General features: G+C 66.6%; 20 protein-coding genes. 6 read left to right on the top strand and 14 right to left on the bottom strand.

All coding sequences use genetic code 11. The annotated features are described in order from the left end of the window. Positions 1 to 52 precede the first annotated feature (52 nt). Genes NCW75_02145 through NCW75_02135 form a run of 3 tightly spaced genes read left to right on the top strand, consistent with a single transcriptional unit; the run spans position 53 to position 2,288 of the window. Complete coding sequence (locus NCW75_02145; GenBank protein ID UYV13098.1) at positions 53 to 1,156, top strand: PCRF domain-containing protein; 1,104 nt, start codon at positions 53 to 55, stop codon at positions 1,154 to 1,156. 54 nt (positions 1,157 to 1,210) lie between these two features. Then, entirely contained in the window at positions 1,211 to 1,567 is a 357-nt protein-coding gene (locus NCW75_02140; protein UYV13097.1) for a hypothetical protein, read from the top strand. A 34-nt stretch (positions 1,568 to 1,601) separates the two neighbouring features. Beyond that, entirely contained in the window at positions 1,602 to 2,288 is a 687-nt protein-coding gene (locus tag NCW75_02135; GenBank protein ID UYV13096.1) for a nicotinate-nicotinamide nucleotide adenylyltransferase, read from the top strand. Positions 2,289 to 2,292: 4 nt separating this feature from the next. Here NCW75_02135 and metK read toward each other — a convergent pair whose 3' ends face one another. Continuing rightward, positions 2,293 to 3,489 carry a methionine adenosyltransferase gene (gene metK / locus NCW75_02130; protein UYV13095.1) on the bottom strand — a complete coding sequence of 399 codons (1,197 nt, stop codon included), beginning with the start codon at positions 3,487 to 3,489 and terminating at the stop codon, positions 2,293 to 2,295. Between the two features lie 145 nt (positions 3,490 to 3,634). On the opposite strand from metK, the gene purM reads away from it, so the two are divergent. From purM to NCW75_02115, 3 genes are all read left to right on the top strand, one after another. Continuing rightward, complete coding sequence (gene purM / locus NCW75_02125; GenBank protein UYV13094.1) at positions 3,635 to 4,801, top strand: phosphoribosylformylglycinamidine cyclo-ligase; 1,167 nt, start codon at positions 3,635 to 3,637, stop codon at positions 4,799 to 4,801. Between the two features lie 305 nt (positions 4,802 to 5,106). Next, a complete protein-coding gene (locus NCW75_02120) occupies positions 5,107 to 6,027 on the top strand; it encodes a prepilin-type N-terminal cleavage/methylation domain-containing protein (protein UYV13093.1) in 921 nt (306 codons plus the stop codon). A 98-nt stretch (positions 6,028 to 6,125) separates the two neighbouring features. Beyond that, positions 6,126 to 6,395, top strand: a complete 270-nt coding sequence (locus NCW75_02115; GenBank protein UYV13092.1) for a hypothetical protein — start codon at positions 6,126 to 6,128, stop codon at positions 6,393 to 6,395. Between the two features lie 91 nt (positions 6,396 to 6,486). Here the strand turns inward: NCW75_02115 and NCW75_02110 are convergent, their stop codons facing one another. The 13 genes from NCW75_02110 to fliN all read right to left on the bottom strand — a co-directional run bounded on the left by NCW75_02110 (position 6,487) and on the right by fliN (position 19,078). After that, a complete protein-coding gene (locus NCW75_02110) occupies positions 6,487 to 6,711 on the bottom strand; it encodes a hypothetical protein (GenBank protein ID UYV13091.1) in 225 nt (74 codons plus the stop codon). Between the two features lie 56 nt (positions 6,712 to 6,767). Continuing rightward, a complete protein-coding gene (locus NCW75_02105; GenBank protein ID UYV13090.1) occupies positions 6,768 to 7,955 on the bottom strand; it encodes a hypothetical protein in 1,188 nt (395 codons plus the stop codon). Then, positions 7,952 to 8,488 carry a 2-amino-4-hydroxy-6-hydroxymethyldihydropteridine diphosphokinase gene (gene folK / locus NCW75_02100; protein ID UYV13089.1) on the bottom strand — a complete coding sequence of 179 codons (537 nt, stop codon included), beginning with the start codon at positions 8,486 to 8,488 and terminating at the stop codon, positions 7,952 to 7,954. Before folK ends, NCW75_02105 begins: the two co-directional genes overlap by 4 nt. Before the next feature lie 73 nt (positions 8,489 to 8,561). Next, complete coding sequence (locus tag NCW75_02095; GenBank protein UYV13088.1) at positions 8,562 to 9,368, bottom strand: FliA/WhiG family RNA polymerase sigma factor; 807 nt, start codon at positions 9,366 to 9,368, stop codon at positions 8,562 to 8,564. 573 nt (positions 9,369 to 9,941) lie between these two features. Next, positions 9,942 to 10,850, bottom strand: coding sequence for a P-loop NTPase (locus NCW75_02090; GenBank protein ID UYV13087.1), 909 nt, complete (start codon positions 10,848 to 10,850; stop codon positions 9,942 to 9,944). Continuing rightward, entirely contained in the window at positions 10,850 to 12,253 is a 1,404-nt protein-coding gene (flhF, locus tag NCW75_02085; protein UYV13086.1) for a flagellar biosynthesis protein FlhF, read from the bottom strand. Before flhF ends, NCW75_02090 begins: the two co-directional genes overlap by 1 nt. A gap of 178 nt (positions 12,254 to 12,431) precedes the next feature. Further along, positions 12,432 to 14,549 (bottom strand): flagellar biosynthesis protein FlhA, encoded by a 2,118-nt coding sequence (gene flhA / locus NCW75_02080; GenBank protein UYV13085.1) that lies wholly within the window; start codon positions 14,547 to 14,549, stop codon positions 12,432 to 12,434. After that, positions 14,549 to 15,643: a flagellar biosynthesis protein FlhB gene (gene flhB, locus NCW75_02075; protein UYV13084.1), complete on the bottom strand. Its 1,095-nt coding sequence runs from the start codon at positions 15,641 to 15,643 to the stop codon at positions 14,549 to 14,551. Before flhB ends, flhA begins: the two co-directional genes overlap by 1 nt. Continuing rightward, complete coding sequence (gene fliR / locus NCW75_02070) at positions 15,636 to 16,433, bottom strand: flagellar biosynthetic protein FliR (GenBank protein ID UYV13083.1); 798 nt, start codon at positions 16,431 to 16,433, stop codon at positions 15,636 to 15,638. The genes flhB and fliR overlap by 8 nt, the downstream gene beginning before the upstream one ends. Positions 16,434 to 16,448: 15 nt before the next feature. Further along, entirely contained in the window at positions 16,449 to 16,703 is a 255-nt protein-coding gene (locus NCW75_02065) for a flagellar biosynthetic protein FliQ (protein ID UYV13082.1), read from the bottom strand. 15 nt (positions 16,704 to 16,718) lie between these two features. Then, positions 16,719 to 17,729 (bottom strand): flagellar type III secretion system pore protein FliP, encoded by a 1,011-nt coding sequence (gene fliP / locus NCW75_02060; protein ID UYV13081.1) that lies wholly within the window; start codon positions 17,727 to 17,729, stop codon positions 16,719 to 16,721. Beyond that, entirely contained in the window at positions 17,720 to 18,412 is a 693-nt protein-coding gene (locus tag NCW75_02055; GenBank protein UYV13080.1) for a flagellar biosynthetic protein FliO, read from the bottom strand. The genes fliP and NCW75_02055 overlap by 10 nt, the downstream gene beginning before the upstream one ends. Before the next feature lie 69 nt (positions 18,413 to 18,481). Further along, positions 18,482 to 19,078 (bottom strand): flagellar motor switch protein FliN, encoded by a 597-nt coding sequence (fliN, locus tag NCW75_02050; GenBank protein UYV13079.1) that lies wholly within the window; start codon positions 19,076 to 19,078, stop codon positions 18,482 to 18,484. Positions 19,079 to 19,131 lie beyond the last annotated feature (53 nt).

Genomic DNA, 19,131 nt, shown 5'->3' with positions numbered 1-19,131 from the left:
ATACCACAACTTGCGGCGAACTCGATCGCCGCAAGTGGGCAATGATGCTAGTGTGACCACCACCGCCGACACCCTCACCCCCGCCGTCCGTGCCAAGCTCGACGAGCTCACCGAGCAGTACCGCGCCGTGGGCACGCAGCTCGAAGACCCAAGCGTCCTGGCCGACCACGAGCAGGTCCGCGATCTCTCCATCCGCCGCTCGGCCCTGGCCGCCGTCGTCGAGGGCTACCAGCGCTACACCGGCCTGCTCGAAGAAGCCGCCGACCTCCGCCAGGCCATCGACTCGGGCGAAGACGCCGAACTGGCCGAGATGGCCCGTGCCGAGCTGCCCATCCTCGAAGCCCGCGCCGCCGAAGAGATCGAGTCCGTCAAGGCCGCCCTGGTCTCCAGCGACGACAACCTCGTCGGCTCGGTCATCCTCGAGCTCCGCGCCGGCACCGGTGGAGACGAGGCCCAGATCTGGGCCAAAGACCTGCTGGCCATGTACGAGAAGTACGCGAGCCAGAAGGGCTGGGCCTTCGAGGCCCTCGACTTCACCGGCGGCGAGAGCCACGGCGGCGTCCGCTCGGCCACGGCCAGCGTCAAGGGCGAGGGCGTCTGGGCCGAACTCAGCTTCGAGGCCGGCGTGCATTCCGTCAAGCGCGTCCCCGCCACCGAATCGCACGGCCGCGTCCACACGTCCACCGCCACCGTCGCCGTGCTGCCCGAGCCCAAGGCCGTTGAGGTTAAGATCGACTGGGCCAATGACGTCACCGAGCACGTCACCACCTCGCAGGGCCCCGGCGGGCAGAACGTCAACAAGGTCGCCACCGCCGTCCACCTCGTCCACGACCCCACCGGCATCGAGGTCCGCATGCAGGAGAGCAAGAGCCAGCACCAGAACCGCGAGAAGGCTCGCCGCCTGCTCATGGCACGCCTCTACGAACGCCAGCTCCGCGAGATCGAGGCCGAACGCTCCGCCGAACGCAAGAGCCAAGTCGGCACCGGCGAAAGGTCCGAAAAAGTCCGCGTCTACCGCTACCAGGACGGCATCGTCGCCGACCAACGCCTCGACACCAAGTTCCAGCTCCGCCAGACCCTCTTCGACGGCGACCTCACGCCCCTCATGACCGCCCTGATCGAGCAGCGCACCGCCCAGCGGCTGACCGACCTGTAAAAACGCCTCAAGACACATCCCGTGCCAGCCGATGCGCCCCATAGGAGAATCGCTATGGGACGCAAGCACGCCATCACCATCCTGATGCTCGCCGCCGGGGCCGTCGTCCTGTTCGTGTCGATCGAACCCCGCCAGGGTGAAGCCACCCTCCAGCACCAACTCCCCGAGCCGTACGAGCCCGCGGTCGATCTGGGCACCCTCCAGGGCCGAGACTACGACGTGCGCATCGAGGTCACCGAGGCCGGCCACGTCTACACCGTTGTCGATCACGACGGCGTGGTCATCGACGAGCGCCTCCCGCTCGAGATGCTCGGCCAGAAGTACCCGCTGCTGGCCCCCCAAGACTTTTGGGCCGACGAGTTCGGGAACGACCTGGGCCCGCTCATGGTCGTCCCTGACGACGACTATTAGGCCCAACCTCGCACGCCGGCCCCTACCCTATCCGGTGACGCCCAAAGCGCCGACATCCCTGCCTATACCCAGCGAATGCGCCCACGTCGCGCTCTTCGGCGGCACCTTTGACCCGCCACACCTGGCCCACGTCACGCTAGCCGACCTCGGTCGCCGCGAACTCGAAGGCCGAGTCAGCGCGCCGGTTTTCCTGGCCTTCGTGCCCGCCGCCCGCTCGCCCCACAAGGACAACGCCCCCACCGCCACCGACGCCCAGCGCCTCGACATGCTCGCCCTGGCGACCGAGGGCCTCGAACACGCCGGCATCTGGACCGACGAACTCGACCGTGCCACCCACGGCGAGCCCAGCTACTGGGCCCGCACGCTCGAGCGCGCCAAGTCGATCCTGCCCGACCGCACGCTCTGGTTCATCATCGGCGCCGACCAAGCCACCAGCTTCCACCGCTGGCGCACACCCCGAGAGATGCTCCAATTCGCCCAACCCACCATCCTGCCCCGCGAGCCGATTACCAGTGCAACCGATCTGCGCGCGGCGATGGCGAATACTGATTTCTGGAACGAAAAAGAACTCGACCACTGGGCCGAGTCCTTCGTCGATATTGACTCGTTGCCGGCCGCCTCGACCGAGGTCCGCGACGCCAAGGGCTCGCCCTTCGAGACGCCGCTGCACCCGAAAGTGCTGGCCTACGCCCGGCAGAACGCTCTTTACGGCCTGAGCTGAGCGATCACGCCCCCGCCGCCACCGCGCCACCTACAGCGTTCTTCAGGTCCTCGACCTTGTCGGTCTTCTCCCACGTGAAGTAGCTCTTGCCCTCACGCTCGAAGGGCTTGCGACCGAAGTGCCCGTGCCGGGCGGTCAGCTTGTAGATCGGCTTGCGGAGCTGCAGCGTCTCGATGATGCCCCGCGGCGTCAGCGGGAACACCTTGCGGATGGCCTTCTCGATCTGGTCCAGGTCTGCCTTTTCAGTCCCAAAGCAATCCACATGCACGCTGGTCGGCTCGACCACACCAATCGCGTAGCTCAGCTGCACCTCGCACACGTCGGCCAGTTCGGCCGCCACAACGTTCTTGGCGATATACCGGGCCATGTACGCCGCCGAGCGATCGACCTTCGTCGGATCCTTGCCGCTGAACGCCCCACCACCGTGCCTGCCGCGACCGCCGTAGGTGTCAACGATGATCTTGCGGCCCGTCAGCCCGGCGTCGCCGTGCGGCCCGCCGATCTCGAACTGGCCCGTCGGGTTCACGTGCACCGTGATGCCCGGGTTCCACCAGCTCCCGAGCACGGGCTTGAAGATGTGCTCGATCACCTGCTTGCGCAGCTCTTCCTGCTTCTGCTTGCCGCTCCAGCTCCGGTCGTGCTGGGTGCTCATGAGCACCGTGTCGACACGCACCGGCCGCAGCCCCTCGTACTCGATGGTCACCTGGCTCTTGGCGTCGGGTCGCAGTCCGGGGATGATCCCGTCGCGGCGCACCTGCGCCTGACGCTCGACCAAACGATGCGAGAGCTGGATCGGCAGCGGCATCAGCTCCTCGGTCTCGCGGCACGCGAAGCCGAACATGAGACCCTGGTCGCCCGCGCCCTCGCGGTCGACGCCCTGGGCGATGTCGGGGCTCTGCTTGTTGAGCGCCACCAGCACCGCGCACGAGTCGCAATCAAAACGCATCTCCGCGTCGTCGTACCCGATCTCGCGGATCGTGTCACGCACGATGTCCTGGATGTCCACGTAGGTGCTCGTCGTCACCTCGCCCGACACCACGACCAGCCCTGTGGCCACCATCGTCTCGACCGCCACCCGCGAGTGCGGGTCGTCCTTGAGCATCACGTCAAGGATGGCATCCGAGATCTGGTCGGCCACCTTGTCGGGATGGCCCATCGACACGGACTCTGAGGTAAACAGCGAGGTGCGGTTGTCGGCCATGGACTTTCGGTCTCCCGGCAAGCGGCAAAGCGAGCCATCTGGGGCGTCGGATTCGTCGAGGCTCGCTCGGGCCAACCCCGTCCTGAAGCCTCTCAAGAAGTCAGTCTAGCGGCCAGAACCCGCATGTCTCGCCCTAGGCTTGTCCATGCCCACCCCCGCCGGCCCCAGAACGCGATCCGCCAAGCCGACCAAGCGGCCCACCAAGCGCCAGACGACCAAAACATCCCCAAACGGCACCGATTCCAAAAAGGCCCTCACCTATGCCGACTCGGGCGTCGACATCGACGCCGGCGACCGCTTCGTGGGCGCCATCATGGGCCTCATGCGACGCACCCACGGCCCCCGCGTCCTCAGGAACGACGGCGGATTCGCCGGCCTCTTCCGCCTGGACTTCAACGAGAAGCTCTTCAAGCGGAACTACAAGGAGCCCGTCCTCGTCGCCGCCACCGACGGCGTGGGCACCAAGCTCAAGCTCGCCCGAGACATGGACACCTTCGACACCGTGGGCCAGGACCTCGTGGCCATGTGCGTCAACGACCTCATCGTCGAGGCCGCCGAGCCCCTGTTCTTCCTCGACTACCTGGCCATCCCCAAGGTCGAGCACCAGATGCTCGTCGACCTCGTCAAGGGCGTCTCCAAGGGCTGCGAACTGGCCGGATGCAGCCTGCTGGGCGGCGAGACCGCCGAGCTCCCGGGCATCTACCCCGAGGGCGAGTTCGACATGGCCGGCTTCGCCGTGGGTGTCGTCGAGCTCCGACGCGCCACCAGCAGCATGAAGGTCGAGCCCGGAGACGTCGTCCTGGGCCTGGCCTCCAGCGGCGTCCACTCCAACGGATTTAGCCTCGTCCGCCGGGTCATCGACCACGCCAACCTCGACCTGCACACCGTCTACCCCGAGCTCGACGCCGAACAATCACTCGGCCAAGTCCTGCTCACCCCCACGCGCATCTACGCCAACAGCATCACCCGCATCTTGCGCGGCTACAAGGTCAAGCGCGTCGTCAGCGGCATGGCCCACATCACCGGCGGCGGGCTGGCCGGCAACCTCGAGCGAAGCCTCCACCCTGGCGTCGACGCAGTCCTCGACCGCAAGGCCTGGCCCGTCCCGCCCATCTTCAACTTCCTCAAGAAGCACGGCAACATCCGCGCCCCCGAGATGGACAAGGTCTTCAACATGGGCGTGGGCTACTGCGTCATCGTCCGCCCCACCTTCGCCGACGCCATCGCCGACAAGCTCGCGCGCCTCGGCGAAGGGGTGACCCGGATCGGCGTGATCCGAAAGGGCGAGGGCCGCGTCTTGTTTAGGTCTTGATCGGGTTTCAACCGGATTCTGCCCACGCCATGAGGGAAATTAGGGACATTCCCGATTGCACCCAAGACCAAACTGTGTACGAATCGTATTGTGATTCCGTGTGATTCTGGTATACTGGAAGCACATAGGGGAGGTCGCGGCACGTGCCGCCCTCTGTCAGCGAGGCGTCGCTCGGGCTACAGGGCCCAAGCGACATAGGTTTGGTTGCAGCCCGAAAGTCCCGCCGGTGTTCCCTCGGCCGTCATCACGACGCCCGACCGGCAACTGCCCGGGGCAGACCATTCCGTAGCGACGGGGACAGTTCCATGCGAGTGCAAAGACTCGGCCGTAGCCAGCACAAGAGGGGCTTCACGCTCATCGAGTTGCTGGTCGTCATCGCCATCATCGCCCTTCTGATCGGCATCCTGCTGCCGGCGCTGGGGAGTGCCCGTCTGCTCGGGTACCAAGCCGTCTCGCTCAGCAACGTCCGGCAGTTGCAAGTCGCCTTCTTCAACTACAAGGCCGACTTCAACGACGACATCCCCATGAAGATGTCGTGGCGCAATGGTGGCATCGGCGGTTGGTGTACGTGGAGCTTCGGCGGCAAGGACGCATCCGAGTATTACCGCACGTATGCCGGCGGTGTCTTCGACGAGCCAGCGTTCACCAAGCCGCTCAACCCCTACGTGTATCCAGATCTCAACCTGCCCGAGCCAACGGGGTACAACCCCGACCCAATCCGTTACGAAGAAGGCCGCCCCGACGACGATCAGCGCGAGATTGTGGAAATGCCGGCCTTCCGCTCCCCCGGGGATAAGAAGACCCACCAGCGGAGCTGGCCCGCTCCCAACACCCAGCTCAGCAGCTACGACGATGTGGGCACCAGCTACCACGTGAACATGCGTTGGTGGGATGCCGGCGACATGCGGTCGTTCTCGGCATGGGGCCCCTCACCGATTCGGTATCCCAAGGGCAGCGCCCGCTGGGAAGAGGGTATGAAGCGTTTCCGTCAGGCCGAGTTCTTCGATGCGTCAAAGATGGTCTGGATCCACGATCAGACCGCCGACGTCGTCGCCAACGACCCTCAAGGCCGCGATTGGCTCGGCGAGTTCAACGAGAACAACAAGAGCGTGATGGCTTTCTATGACGGCCACGCCGCATACCTGAGCATCGAGCCCAAGGATCCCTCGGATCCCGATGGCAACCTTTCGACCGAGTTCTACACATTTATCTTCAACCCTCGCTAAACATCACGAGTTCGTGAGGCTACAGAAGGGCCGCGCTCCGCGTGGCTCTTTCTCTATCCCCACGGGTTCCAGTTGGATGCCCCAAGGAGTTGCCATCGATGTCAGATTTCGTGCAGGAGTTGAAGTACAAACTCCAACCAATCCAAGAGAAACTCGGCATGGGCGAGAAGCCCATCGGACGCTTACTCATTTATGTCGGGATCGTCGTGATCGGCTTCGGTGTCCTGCTCTGGGCGATCGTTCCCAGTGGCAAGCCACTGACCTCAAACGCACGGAATCCTGATGCCGTGATACCAGACGCCGAGCCAGAGCCTGACGCCCCACCGAGAGAAATTCCCGGCGGATCGAGAGTCGCACCGGGCAGCTAAACGGGCTCTGCCTGTACCCTTAACACAAGATCAACGCCCCGGGCGATCAATCCGATCGCCCGGGGCGCGTTGTTCGATGCTCCGCATTTTCTTATGGGCAACCAAGATCGTACGTGTTGCCAAATTCCTGATAGTCAAAGATCGTGAACGACCCATCCCCGTCCCAATCCGCCACCGGATCCATCGCGTCGAAGGCGTTGCCGAAGGCCTGCTGGTCGAAGATGGTCAGGCTGCCGTCGCAGTCGAGGTCGGCCGTGCAGCCGGTCCAAGAACCCCGCGCTCGCGCTTGGGGCTCGGATCTGAGGAGGGTGCCCATCCATCCGAGGCCCAAGCGCGAGCGCGGGGTCTTCGGATTCCAATACTTGGCCCGCCCTACTCCCGCGCCGCCGCCCCCACGACCTCCGCCAGCCGCTCGGCTAGCGATCGCGGTGCCTCGGATACCTCGAACGGATCATCCATGCCCGTCGGCTGCTGCTCGGCGGCCGGCACCGCGTGCGAGCCCACCAGCAGCCACGATGGCCCGTGCACCGCGAACGCGATCCCCTCCCCCAGAGGCGGGGCCCACGCGGGCGTCGCATCGATCGCCAGCGCCCGCACGCGTGAGGTGTCCGACCTCGAAGATCGCGTCACCCGTTCGAAGAGCGATGCAACGGTGCCTTCTCCGACCGCGAGCACAACAACTCTCGCATCGAGCGCCGTCGCGATGCCAGCCAGATCGGCCTCCGCGAGGGCACCGGCAAGCCGCATCCGGTCCTCGGCCTGCCTGGCATCAACCATGAGCACAACGACGCGCTCCGCGTCGCCGGCTACAGCTACGGCATGCAACGTGGTCGCGCGTCCCCGAGCATCGACGCCGATCGCGTGCCCGAAGATCTCGTTCTCACGCACCGGCCCGGGCGTACGCCCCAGTTCCGCCAACGATTCAACGATCGTGCCGTCCAGCGGGATGGGCTCGAACCACGCCGAATCGACCTCCACGGATTCGATCGTCGCCCGCGCCAGCACCGTGCCCTCGCGCTGCACCTCCATGGCGACAAGCCGGAAGTCGGCCCCTACGTTCAATTCCAAGGCGGCTCCAAACGCAACACCGGCGTAGCGATCGCTCTCGCCCGACGCCACCCTCGACCACGACAGCGGCGGCATCAGCGCGAGCAAACGATCGGGTTCGCCAGCCAGCGCCAGATCGATCTGCGGTGCCAGCAACGGTGGCAGCACGCTCTCGATCGCCCCACGGCCGAATGGCTCGGGCAGCACGGCCGTAAACACGCGCGAGCGGTCGCTCTGCCGCCAGGCGAGCAACCGCCCGGGCTCGGCATAGATGCGAAGCGGATCGCCACGCCCCAGGGCCAACGCGATGGCCGGTTGCTCGCCAGGCCGGACAGCCACGATCATCTCGCTGCGCGCCGCGGGCGCCTTACCGCGGGAGACCTCGATCTCCATCCGCTCGGCGGTGGGCTGCTGGCGGTAGGCCTCGCTTATCGGCGCGATGGCCGACCCTTCCTGGGCCCATGCGACAGCCGCAACCACGAGCACGCCCAGCCCAGCCGCGATCCGCCTCACGCCTTCACCCCAGTACCCATCGCTTCGAGCGTCCGCGCGACGCTCTTTTCCCAGCCCGGGGGCACCAGCGCCGGTGCCAGGTCGGCCAGCGGCTCGATCACGAAGCGTCGCTCCCCCATCCGCGGATGTGGCACGGTCAGCCCCGGCTCATCGATGGTCTGCTCGCAGAACAACAGCAGGTCCAGATCGAGCGTGCGTGGCCCCCACCGCTGCTCGCCATCACGATTGCGGCCGTAACGCTTCTCGATCGCCAACAATCCGTCGAGCAGTTCGCGCGCGGCGCACTCGACCTCGAGCATCGCCACGGCGTTGACGAAGTCCGGCTGGTTCTTCACGCCCACCGGTGCGGTCGTGTACAGCCGGCTGGTAGCAATGACCCGCACGCCGGGGATCTCGCCCATCTCGCTGGCCGCACCGATGACGTTGCCGGCGGGGTTGCCCAGGTTGCTCCCCAGTGCCACATAGGCCTTGCGGCTCTCGGGCAAGGGTGGGCGTGCTTCCAGGTACCAGGCGTCTTCTTTGGGGTTGTCCACACCGAATGAAAGCGGCCGCTCGCGTGGTGGGCAAGCGGCCGGCATCGGTCATTTTTGAGCAATGGGGCTGGGTCTACTCGACGGGCTCGAGCTCGCGGGTGCGGTGCTGCATCTGGGCCTTGAGCCGCTCCAGAATGGCGCTGTGCATCTGGCTGACCCGGCTCTCGGACAGCGCCAGCGTGGCGCCGATCTCCTTCATCGTCATGCTCTCGTAGTAGTAGAGGATGACAATCAGGCGCTCGGCCCGGCTGAGGCCCTTGGTAAGCATGTCCCGCAAGTCCTTGCGTTGCATGCTCCGCACGGGGTTGTCGCAGCCGTCGCGGATGACCTCCAGGTCGCGGGTCTCGCCGCCGCTCGAGTCGCTGGCCTTGCGGGTCATCGACATGGTCGAGACCGCCCGGCTGTCACGCCGGATCTTGTCGAATTCTTCCTTGCCAACGCCGAGGCGCTTGGCCACGTCGTTGTCCGAAGCCGGCTCGCCGGTCTCCATCTCGATCGAACGGCGCACGCCGTCGACCTTCGACGAACGGCTTCGAACCAGTCGCGGGACCCAGTCCATGGCGCGGAGCTCGTCGAGGATGGCGCCCTGCACGCGCCTGGCGCAGTACGTCTCGAACTTCACGTTCTTCTCGAGCTTGAAGGCCGAGATGGCCCCCATGAGCCCGAACATGCCCGCCTGCACCAGGTCCTCGACATCGACCTCGTCGGGCAGTCGCGCATGGATGCGCTCGGCGTTGTACCGCACGATCGGCAGAAATCTCTCCCAGAGATAGTTGCGGATTTCGTCGTTCGGTTTGGCAGCAAAGAGCTTCCAGACCTCGCGGATATCCATGTCGTCGTACACCGAAGCACTGGGCTCGGGAGCCGTGGCCTCGGTCACACGAAAACGAGATGGACGCGATGATGATTTGAGAGCGGTCGGCATGGTCGGCTCCCTGACCCCTGTTCCATCGAACCCAAAACCCCGGGAATCCGGTCTTCGGGCTGTGGTGACGCGTGCCATCCGTGGTCACACGCCCTTGAGTATACAGAATACCACGGTCGAACGCCAGCGTTTCAAGAATCTTGGACAGATGTTTTCTTATTGGCTGGTTCCGGGCCGCGCTCCGCAACGCCCCCCAGCCCACGCTCGCGATCGACCACACGAAAAGCTACAAGCTCAAAGACGTACCCAACGGCGAGGCCCAGCCCATAACAACCAAGGCAGGAAACCATCGCACGGGTCAACACCGACGCGGCCTCGCCCGAAGACAAGAGCCCCGAAGCCATCGCCACCGCGAACCCGCACAACCCACAAAGTGGGCCGCACACGCGCGATGGAAACGGATGGATCGATGTTGACGGCGGCACGTGCCACCTCCATCGGCCACGAGTCAGGTCGACTCAAGCCGAATTGCGCGCTTTTGTGGACTTCTGCGCAGCAACTGCGCAACACCGCACCGTGCGGACGCGGCTATCGGCCCCGCACGAGGCGTGCCAGGAACCCGCGGCGATTCCGATCAAAACCCAACTTAGCAGGTTCGATCTGTTCGCAAAGCCGTTCGACCACACGAGTTAGATGGCGTGACGCCTGCGACTTCGGGGCCGCGAGCGCCACCGGCCGCCGGATCCGGGTGCAACGCGACACCATCGGATCTTCGGGAATGTGGCCCAGCATGGGCAAGCCGCACCCGAGGAATTTCGCGGCCACTTCCGCAACTCGCGCGTGCGCGGCCTGCGCTTCCTCGGCAGACTTTGCTCGGTTGACGAGCAAGTAAGGAATACGTTCGTTCGCAGAAGTACGCAGAGACTTAATGAGCGCATAGGCGTCGGCCAGCGATGCCGGATCGGGCGTAGCGACGGCAATCGGCAGCGTCGCGCCCGCCAGCCCCTCGCGCACCGAAGCACCGAGTCCCGCGCCGTGGTCGACGACCACGACATCCATCGCCCGCGAGAGCAGATCCACCGTTTGCGACACCGCCGCCCGGGCGTCCATGCTCGACGCGTTCGCCAATGGGCCGACCATGCCCGGCACGATGACGACCCCGGCTGGCCCGGGCATCGAGATGCGCCGCAACAGGTCCGCGCTCACGCGTCCACCCTGTGCCACACGCCACACGGCCTCGGTCAGCCTCGCGGTCGGGCGCAGCCCGCAGATCAGATCAGCATTGGCCAGTCCCAGGTCGGCGTCGACGAGAGCAACCTTCAACCCCCGCTTGGCCAGGCCGATGGCCATCGAGACCGCGATCGTGGTCTTGCCCACGCCACCCTTGCCCGAGGCGATGGCGATGACCGGAGCGCGGCGCACCGGGGCCTCGCCGCCAGCGCGGCGCTGGGCCATGCGACGCAGCGCGGTGGCCTGATCGGTCGCCGCGGTTGCCATCACAGCGCCGCCTCAGCCAGCGGGGTCTCGCGGCGCAGCGGTGCCGGCTCGGGCTTCTTCGCGGTTGAAGTGCTACCCAGCACCAGCCGCGCCAGCCGGTCTGCCCGGCCAGGCTCGATGTGGTCGGGCACCTCCTGCCCGGTGGTCACGAAACTCAACGGCAACCCCAGCGCATGCACCATCGAGATCACCGTGCCCACGCTCTCGGCCTCGTCGAGCTTGGTGAAGATCATCCGATCGGGCCCGGCCATCGAGAACCCCTTGGCCGCGCTCCGCAACGCCGAGGGGCCCGCCGTGGCCGACAACACCAAGTGCGTCTCGTGAGGCTGGGCGGCCTCCAGGTAGGCCGAGAGCTCCTCGACCCGTTGCCCATCTCGCGGCGAACGCCCGGCGGTATCGATCAGCACCACGTCGCAGTCGGCCATCGCCCGGCAGGCCGAGGCCATCTCCGCCGGGCTCATCACCACCCGCAGCGGCACGCTGATGATGCTCGCGTACGTCCGGAGCTGCTCGACGGCGGCGATGCGGAACGTATCGGTGGTGATCAATCCCACACGCTGCCCACGCCGGAGCTTGTATGCCGCCGCCAGCTTAGCGATCGTGGTGGTCTTGCCCACCCCGGTGGGGCCCACGAGCGCAATCGTCAACGGCCCATCGCCCGTCCGCCCACGTCCGGGTTTGGCGATCGGGATCGCCTCTGCCAACGCTGTCAGCGAAGCGGAACGGACCAAGGACGCATCGCCGAGTTCCTCGCGTCCCAGCGAATGCCTGACTTGTGAAACAACCTCGTCGGCCAATTCGCGGCCGACCTCGGCCTCGATCATCTTCACGTACGCCTCGGCCAGCGGCTCGCCCAGCGCCGACGCCGACACCGGCCCGGCCTGCTGGGTGTGCATCATGCGGCCCATCAACTGCCGCAGGCTGCGGAGTTCCCCTTCAACACCATCCGAATGGGCCTGCGCCGCTGAACTCCGCACACGCATCCGTTCGGCCTGGGGCTGTTCACTCTTGGGGTTCTCGAACGGGACCGGCTCGGGCTTGGCTGCCGGTTCCGGCACAGGCTGCGGAGGCACTTGGGCCGACGCCAAAGCCGTGTATCGCTCGAGCAACTCCTGCCGATGCTGAGGAGACGTCGGATCGGCAGGAACGTCAGCCGCCGGTTTGGCTGGCCTCGGCTGGGGCCTGGGTTTCTGCCCAGTTCGGGCCGCCGGCTGCGGCTGGGCCTGACCACGCTGGCCCTGCCCACGCTGGCGCTCGCGCACCACCGAAGCGGGCGACGCGGTCACCTCGACGACAGGCCGGCCACCAATGCCAAACAGCCCGCCAACCTTGTAATTGCGTGTGTGCAGGATGATCGCATCGCGGCCCAACTCACGTTGGACGGCGTCGATGGCGTCTGCCATCGAGCGTGCACGATACGTTCGAATACCCATGCCCTCCGTGGCTCCTTCCGAATTCGAGTCGGGCCTCCGGCCCGGCTGGGGATCGCCCGAACTATCGGCCCGCCCGCGTCGCAATGACGACTTTTTCACGCTGGCAGGGTCATGGTCGGGCCGCTGGCCGACCCGTCCGACTCCATGCTCACCCCGCCTGCGCCACGGCCCCCTCGCTCGGCGGCCGCACCAACCCCATCGCGTTCAGCTCCACATTCTGGTCCACCTCGTTGTACCCCAGCACCGCGATGCCCGGCAGCCTGGGCTCCATGATCTGGAACAGCACCGCCCGCACCGTCGGCGAGGCCAGCACCACCGGCGCGTGCCCCGAATTCACCACCGGCTCGAGGGCACGGTTGATTTCCCCGGCCACGGCGTTGGTCACCCCAGCCGGCATCGTCAGCGTCGTGCTCTCGCTCCCACGATCGATATAGCTGCTGATGAGGTCTTCCATGGCCGGGTCGACGGTGGCGCACGACAGCACGAGTTGCCCCTCGCCCTCGTCCACGGCGTACTGGTGGCAGATGGCCCGCCTCAGCCCGTTGCGGACGTACTCGGTCAGCACGTCCACGTCTTTGGTCTTCCCGCCCCAGTCGGCCAGCACCTCGAGCACGGTCTCCATGTCGCGGATCGGCACGCGCTCGCGCAGCAGATTCTGAAGCACGTGCTGCAGGTCGGCAAGCTTCAGCGAGCCGGCCAACGCCTCCTCGACCAGCTTCGGCGCCCGCTCCTTGACACCCTCCAGCAGATTCCCCACCTCCTCGCGCGTCAGCAACTCGCTGGCGTGGGCCTTCACCACCTCGGTCAGGTGCGTGGTCAGCACGCTGGTCGCGTCGACCACCGTGTAGTTCATCGACTCGGCCCGCATCCGCATGTCGGTGGTGATCCACCACGCATCGAGCCCGAAGGCCGGCTCCCTGGTTGCCTCGCCCTGCAGCTTGCCAGTGGCGATACCCGGATCCATCGCCAGCAACTGGTCGGGCCGCGTCTCGCCCCGCGCCACGTCGGCACCGCGGATGCGAACCCGGTAGTGCGTCGGCGGCAGTTGCAGATTGTCCCGGATCCGCACCGGCGGCATGACAAACCCACTATCAAGTGCGAGCTGCCGCCGCACGGCCGAGATCCGTTCGAGCAGGTCGCTGCCATCCCCCGTGCCCACCAGGGGCACCAGCGCCTGGCCAACCTCCAGTTCCAGCAAATCAACCTTCAGCAGGCTCTCGACCCCCGGCGGGGGCGGCGGCGGCGCGGGCGGCGGGGGCGGAGGCGGCCGCGTCGCCCGCTTCATCGCGAAGGCGATGCCGCCCAACCCGAGCGACGTCGCCAGCAGCGGCACCGCCGGCAACCCCGTAAACGCGAGAACGGCCAGGAACCCCGACGTGATCGCCAAGCCCTTGGGCTGGCTGAAGACCTGGCCGGTCAATTCCAGGCCAAGCTCGCCCTTGTCGCCCGAGCGCGTCACGATGAGCGCCGCCGCGATCGCGATGATGAACGAGGGGATCTGGCTTGTCAGACCATCCCCGATCGTCAGCCGGCTGAACGTCTCGGCCGTCTGCGCCGCGGGCCAGCCCCGCTCGATGGCCCCCACCGCGAACCCGCCCGCGATGTTCACCCCCGTGATCACGATGCCCGCGATCGCGTCACCGCGCACGAACTTGCTGGCACCGTCCATGGCGCCAAAGAAGTCGGCCTCGCGCCGGATCTCCTCGCGCCGATCCCGCGCCTCGGTCTCGCTGATGATCCCCGCGTTCAGGTCGGCGTCGATGGCCATCTGCTTGCCGGGCATGGCGTCGAGTGTAAACCGGGCCGCGACCTCGCTGATGCGCGTGGCGCCCTTGGTGATGACCAGAAACTGCACCGCCACCAGAATCAGGAAGATCACCACGCCCACGAACAGCGAGTCGCCCGCCACGAAGTTGCCGAATGCCTCGATGACCTTGCCCGCCACGTCCATCGCCTCGGCCGGCGAGGCCGCGTCGGCGGTCAGGATCAGCCGAGTCGAGGCGATGTTCAGCACCAGCCGGAACATCGTCACGCCCAACAACAACGAAGGAAACACGCTGAACTTCAGCGGCCGATCCATGTACAGCACCGTCAGCAGGATCACTACCGACAGCGAGACGTTGGTCGAGATCATCAGGTCGAGCAAAAAGCTCGGCAACGGCACGATCAGCACCGCCAGCAACGCGACGAAGCCGATGGGCACGATGATGCCCCGCCACTTGGCCAGCGATTCAAGCCGCCCCAGGATGCCATCACCCGCGGCCATCAGCTACCTGCCCCCGCCGGTGCCGGCGCCCGGTGGCTGCCTTCCAGCCGGTACACGTACGCCAGCACTTCCGCCACCGCCTCATAATGCTCGGGGCTGATGGTCTGCCCGACCTCCACCCCGCGGTACAACGCCCGCGCCAACGGCGGGCGTTCCACCACCGGCACCCCGTGCGTCCGCGCGACCTCGCGGATCTTCAGCGCGACATAATCGGCCCCCTTGGCGATCACCTCGGGCGCCGCCATCTCATTGGCATCGTACTTGATCGCCACCGAGAAGTGCGTGGGGTTCGTCACGACGACGTCGGCCCCCGGCACGTCGCTCTGGACCCGCTGCGAGGCGATCTCGCGAGCCACCCGCGCGCGGCGCTGCCGCATCTCCGGGTCGCCGTCCATCGATTTCTGCTCCTCCTTGACCTCCTGCTTGGACATCTTGTTGTCGCTCTTGTGCTGCCACTTCTGGTACTTCAGGTCGGCCAAGCCGATCACCAGCAGCACCGCCAGCATCCAGATCGCCAGCTCCACGACCGCCCGCAAGCTCAGGATCGTCGCGGCCCTGATGTCCATCAGCGGCATCGAACCCAACGCCGGGATCCACCGCGCCAAGACGATCACCACGACGATCACCACCAGGATCAACTTCGCGAAGTCCATCCCCAGCTTCACCGCCCCCTTGGGCCCGAAGATCCGCTTGGCACCGCTGATCGGGTTCAGCCGGTCGAGCTTGGGCGTGATGGCCTGCGGCGAGACCGACCACCCCACCTGCACGAGCTGCGAGAACAACGCCACGATGAACATCACCGCCATCGTGGGAAACAGGATGAGCCCCATGCGCACCCCGATCCATCGCACCACGCGGTTCACGTCCTCCGCAACCGTCGCGTGCCCGGGAGCGCTCCCCGCCATCACGTCGCGCATCATCGCCGAGACCAGACCCGTCGCCAGCAGACCCAGCGCCGCCACTAGCAACGCCGCCCCGGCCATCATCACCACGGCCCCGAAGTCCTGGCTCTTGCCCACGCGCCCCTGCTCGCGGGCCTTGCGCAGCTTCTGCTGGGTGGGGTCTTCGGTCTTCTCGCCCGGGTCGTCAGCCATCGCTCACCCCCAGCGACCGCGCCCAGTCGTACACGTAGCCCAGCCCATCGGTGATCGCCTCGCTCGCAACGTCGCCGATAGCGAAGATCGACACCACCAGCACCGACATGCCAAGCAAGATCTGGATCGCGAAGCCGATGGACATGATGTTGATCTGCGGAATCGTCCGCATCAGCACACCCATTGCCAGACTGGCCAGCGTGGCCATCAGCAGCACGGGCATCGCGATGCGCAGGCCCACCACAAAGGCCGCATCGATCAACGCCGCCATCAGCTGCGCGGGCGCGACGTCCACCCACGCCGTCCCGGGCGGCAGCATGGCGAACGTGTCCATGATCGCCACCACCATGTGCTCGAGCCCGCCGATCTGGATGAACAGCCCCAGGCCCATCAGGTAGAGCACCTGTCCGATCACCTCAGACTGCGCATCAAACTCCGGGTTGTACACCTGCGCTAGCGCGAGGCCCAGCTTGTAGCTGATCACGCTGCCGGCCACCTGGATCGCCACCAGCGGCATCGTCGCCATCATGCCGATGGCCAGCCCGATGAGCACCTCGCCCAGCAGCACCATCGCCACCGTGCCGAGCTCCATCGGCGGTACCTGAACACACCCCACCGCCACGGCCGGATACAACGCGACCGTCAGCATCAGCAGCAACAGCACCCGCACCCGCCGCATCACCAGCCTGCTGGCCAGCACCGGCGCGAACAGGAACAACCCGCTCACGCGGGCCGCCACCAGCCAGAACGGCAGCAGGTGCTCCAGGATGCTCGCCACCGCCGGGTCCAACGGCCACCATCCTTACTAGAACAACCTGAACATCTCGATCGTGAACTCAACGAGCTGCGCGATCATCCAAGGCAGCAGCAAGAGCGCCACCACGATCATCCCGATAATCTTCGGCACGAACGACAACGTCTGGTCCTGGATCGACGTCAGCGACTGGAACAGGCTCACCACCAGCCCGATGATCACGCCCGCGATCAGCACCGGCCCGCCCACGCGTAGCACCAGCAGCAGCACGTCGCGCACCATCTCGACAATCCAATCGCCGCCCATCGCCACCGCCCCCCGCTACACGCCCGGCAGCCACGCCACCCAGTTCGCCAATGCCCCGACCATCGGCGCCGCCACAACCGCCCCCTCGCTCGCGGCGCGCGATACCTGATCGCTCAGCCGCTCGATCTGCCCCTCCAGCACGAAGCTCTCCAGCAGCGACCCCGCCAGCAACTGCCACCCATCGGCGAGCACAAACAGCAATAGCTTAAACGGTAAACTGATGAGCACCGGCGGCAGCATCATCATGCTCATCGAGATCAAGACGCTGGCGATCACCATGTCGATCACCAAAAACGGCAGGTAAATCCGGAATCCCATCAGGAACGCGACCTTCAGCTCGCTCAGCATGTACGCCGGCACCAACTCGGCCATGCCCACGTCGGCCCGCGTGAGCTTGCTCGGGTCGCTCACGTCGTGCCCGCGATACTCCATGATCGTCAGCAGGCTCGACCAGTTCCCCGTCGCCTCGATCTGGTCGAACATGAAGTCCCGCAGCGGCCGGGCACCGGCGTCCCAGAGCTGCTCGTACTCGGTGATCTCACCCTGCTCATACGGCACGATCGCTTCGTCGTAGATCCGCCCGATCGTCGGCGTCATGATGAACAGCGTCAGGAACAGGCTGAGCGCCAGGATCACCTGCCCCGGCGGCACCGTCTGCGTGCCCATCGCCTGCTTCAGCAAGCCCAGCACGATGATGATCCGCACGAACGACGTGGTCATCAGCATGATCGACGGCACCAGCGTGATCACCGTGAGCACCAGCATGATGCTCACCGCCGCGCTGATGCCCGGCTTGTTCCCCTGCCCGTCGGCCGGCAAGACCTCGGCCGCCGCACCAAGCACGCTCAGGGGGTTTGGCCCGCCATCGCGCCCCTCGAGCGCGTTGGCAAGCTCACGCGCTATCGCCGCGCCGGGAGCCTCGGCCACCGGCGGCACGGCCGGCGGCCCCATCACGCCCTGCGCATGCGCACCAGCCGCGAGGACCGCCACCGCCACGACTGCGAGCAGCAGCCACCTCACGCCCACACCCCACGCCCCTTGGGCAACGGCTCGCCCCGCGCCCCGACCTCGATGATCTCACCTCGATCGACCCCATCGTCGGCCCCCTGGAACCGCTCCATCGCCTGGCGGAACCGGGCCGACACGCTCTCGCTGGCCTCGTCGCGCGTCTGCCGCAAGATGGCGGCCACCTCGCTCGGGTCGTCGAACTGCGACAGCGTGGTAAACGCCCCGCCCTTGCCCGACACGCTCTGGCTCAGCAGCAGCACGCGGCGGTCGATCCGCAGCAGCACCAGCACCTGCCCCCGGCCCACCGGGTACCGCGCCAGCACCTCGATCACCCCGCTGGGCGCACGCCCGCCGGGGCCGATCATCGCCGCCACCGACCCGCTGCGCCGAGAGAAGAACCGCGCCGCCGCCGCCAGCACCAGGATCAACCCAACGACCATCGCCACCGATGCCAGCGACCGGACCCAGCCGCCCGAGCCCGCCGCCGGCTCCTCCGCTGCCGCCTCGTCCCGACGCGGCGCAGCCATGAGCGGCATGTCCGACTCGGCCGGACGAGCCGTTGCCGGAGTTGATGCACTCAGTTGCTGCTGGGTCGATGCGGAGGCTTCATCGCCAATCGGCGGACCGACCTGCCCATGCGTGGCCGTCGCGCTCAGCGCGAGCGCACCCAAAACCAGCCATGCGAAGCGTCGAACTGCCATGTCGCCTTCCTGGCTGGGCACGCGCGGGCTCCGCCGCACGGCTGGTGAGTACCACCAAGCGAATCCTGCTTACGACTCGGCCGGCTCCTTGGCATGCTCGCCCACCGAGTCGATGATCTCATTCACACGGATACAGAAATTGTCGTTCAGCACGAGCACCTCGCCCCGCGCCACCAATCGGTCGTTCACGTACACGTCCAACGGGTCGCCGGCCAGCTTGTCCAGCTCCACCACGGCCCCGGAGTTCAGCCGCAGCACGTCCTCGACCAGCATCCTCGTCCGCCCCAGCTCGATGCGAACATCAAGCTGAACGTCGGCCAGCATGTCCAGCCCGTGCTGGGCGCCCGCGACGCTCGAGAGGTCGAAGTCTGGGAGCTCGAGCGGCTTGCCCCCGCCGCCAGCCGCCTGTAACGCCGCCTCCACGACCTCGTTGGCCATGGTCTGGCTATCGCCATCGGCTGGCTTCTCTGAATCGGTACTGCCGCCACTCGCCGCCGCGTCGGCCTCGGCCTGGATGCTCTCCAGCGCGTCCTTGGCCGCCTTGAGCGCCTCGGACGCTTCATCTGGCTGGTCGGCACCATCGCCCGCCACCTCGGGCTGTTGGGCGCCCCCCTGCTCGTCGGCGGGTTCGGGTCCGGTCGTTTCTTCGGGGCGCTCTTCGGGCATCCTGCTCGCTCTCGTGCGCGGTCGGTATCCGCCAGATCGGCGCGTGCCGACCA

Source organism: Phycisphaera sp. (assembly GCA_025916675.1).
Lineage (GTDB): Bacteria > Planctomycetota > Phycisphaerae > Phycisphaerales > UBA1924 > JAHCJI01.
Note: the sequence above shows the minus strand (reverse complement) of the source record. Positions and strands in the feature narration are given on the sequence as shown.

Bases quoted from the DNA above. Each gene is read 5' to 3' on its own strand.
- flhF (UYV13086.1), bottom strand. From the start codon at position 12,253: ATGGCAGACGCCATCGACGCCGTCCAACGTGAGTTGGGCCGCGATGCG.
- flhA (UYV13085.1), bottom strand. From the start codon at position 14,549: ATGGCCGCGGGTGATGGCATCCTGGGGCGGCTTGAATCGCTGGCCAAG.
- fliN (UYV13079.1), bottom strand. From the start codon at position 19,078: ATGCCCGAAGAGCGCCCCGAAGAAACGACCGGACCCGAACCCGCCGAC.
- NCW75_02110 (UYV13091.1), bottom strand. From the start codon at position 6,711: ATGGGCACCCTCCTCAGATCCGAGCCCCAAGCGCGAGCGCGGGGTTCT.
- NCW75_02090 (UYV13087.1), bottom strand. From the start codon at position 10,850: ATGGCAACCGCGGCGACCGATCAGGCCACCGCGCTGCGTCGCATGGCC.
- flhB (UYV13084.1), bottom strand. From the start codon at position 15,643: ATGGCTGACGACCCGGGCGAGAAGACCGAAGACCCCACCCAGCAGAAG.
- metK (UYV13095.1), bottom strand. From the start codon at position 3,489: ATGGCCGACAACCGCACCTCGCTGTTTACCTCAGAGTCCGTGTCGATG.
- NCW75_02140 (UYV13097.1), top strand. From the start codon at position 1,211: ATGGGACGCAAGCACGCCATCACCATCCTGATGCTCGCCGCCGGGGCC.
- NCW75_02055 (UYV13080.1), bottom strand. From the start codon at position 18,412: ATGGCAGTTCGACGCTTCGCATGGCTGGTTTTGGGTGCGCTCGCGCTG.
- NCW75_02120 (UYV13093.1), top strand. From the start codon at position 5,107: ATGCGAGTGCAAAGACTCGGCCGTAGCCAGCACAAGAGGGGCTTCACG.
- NCW75_02065 (UYV13082.1), bottom strand. From the start codon at position 16,703: ATGGGCGGCGATTGGATTGTCGAGATGGTGCGCGACGTGCTGCTGCTG.
- purM (UYV13094.1), top strand. From the start codon at position 3,635: ATGCCCACCCCCGCCGGCCCCAGAACGCGATCCGCCAAGCCGACCAAG.
- NCW75_02115 (UYV13092.1), top strand. From the start codon at position 6,126: ATGTCAGATTTCGTGCAGGAGTTGAAGTACAAACTCCAACCAATCCAA.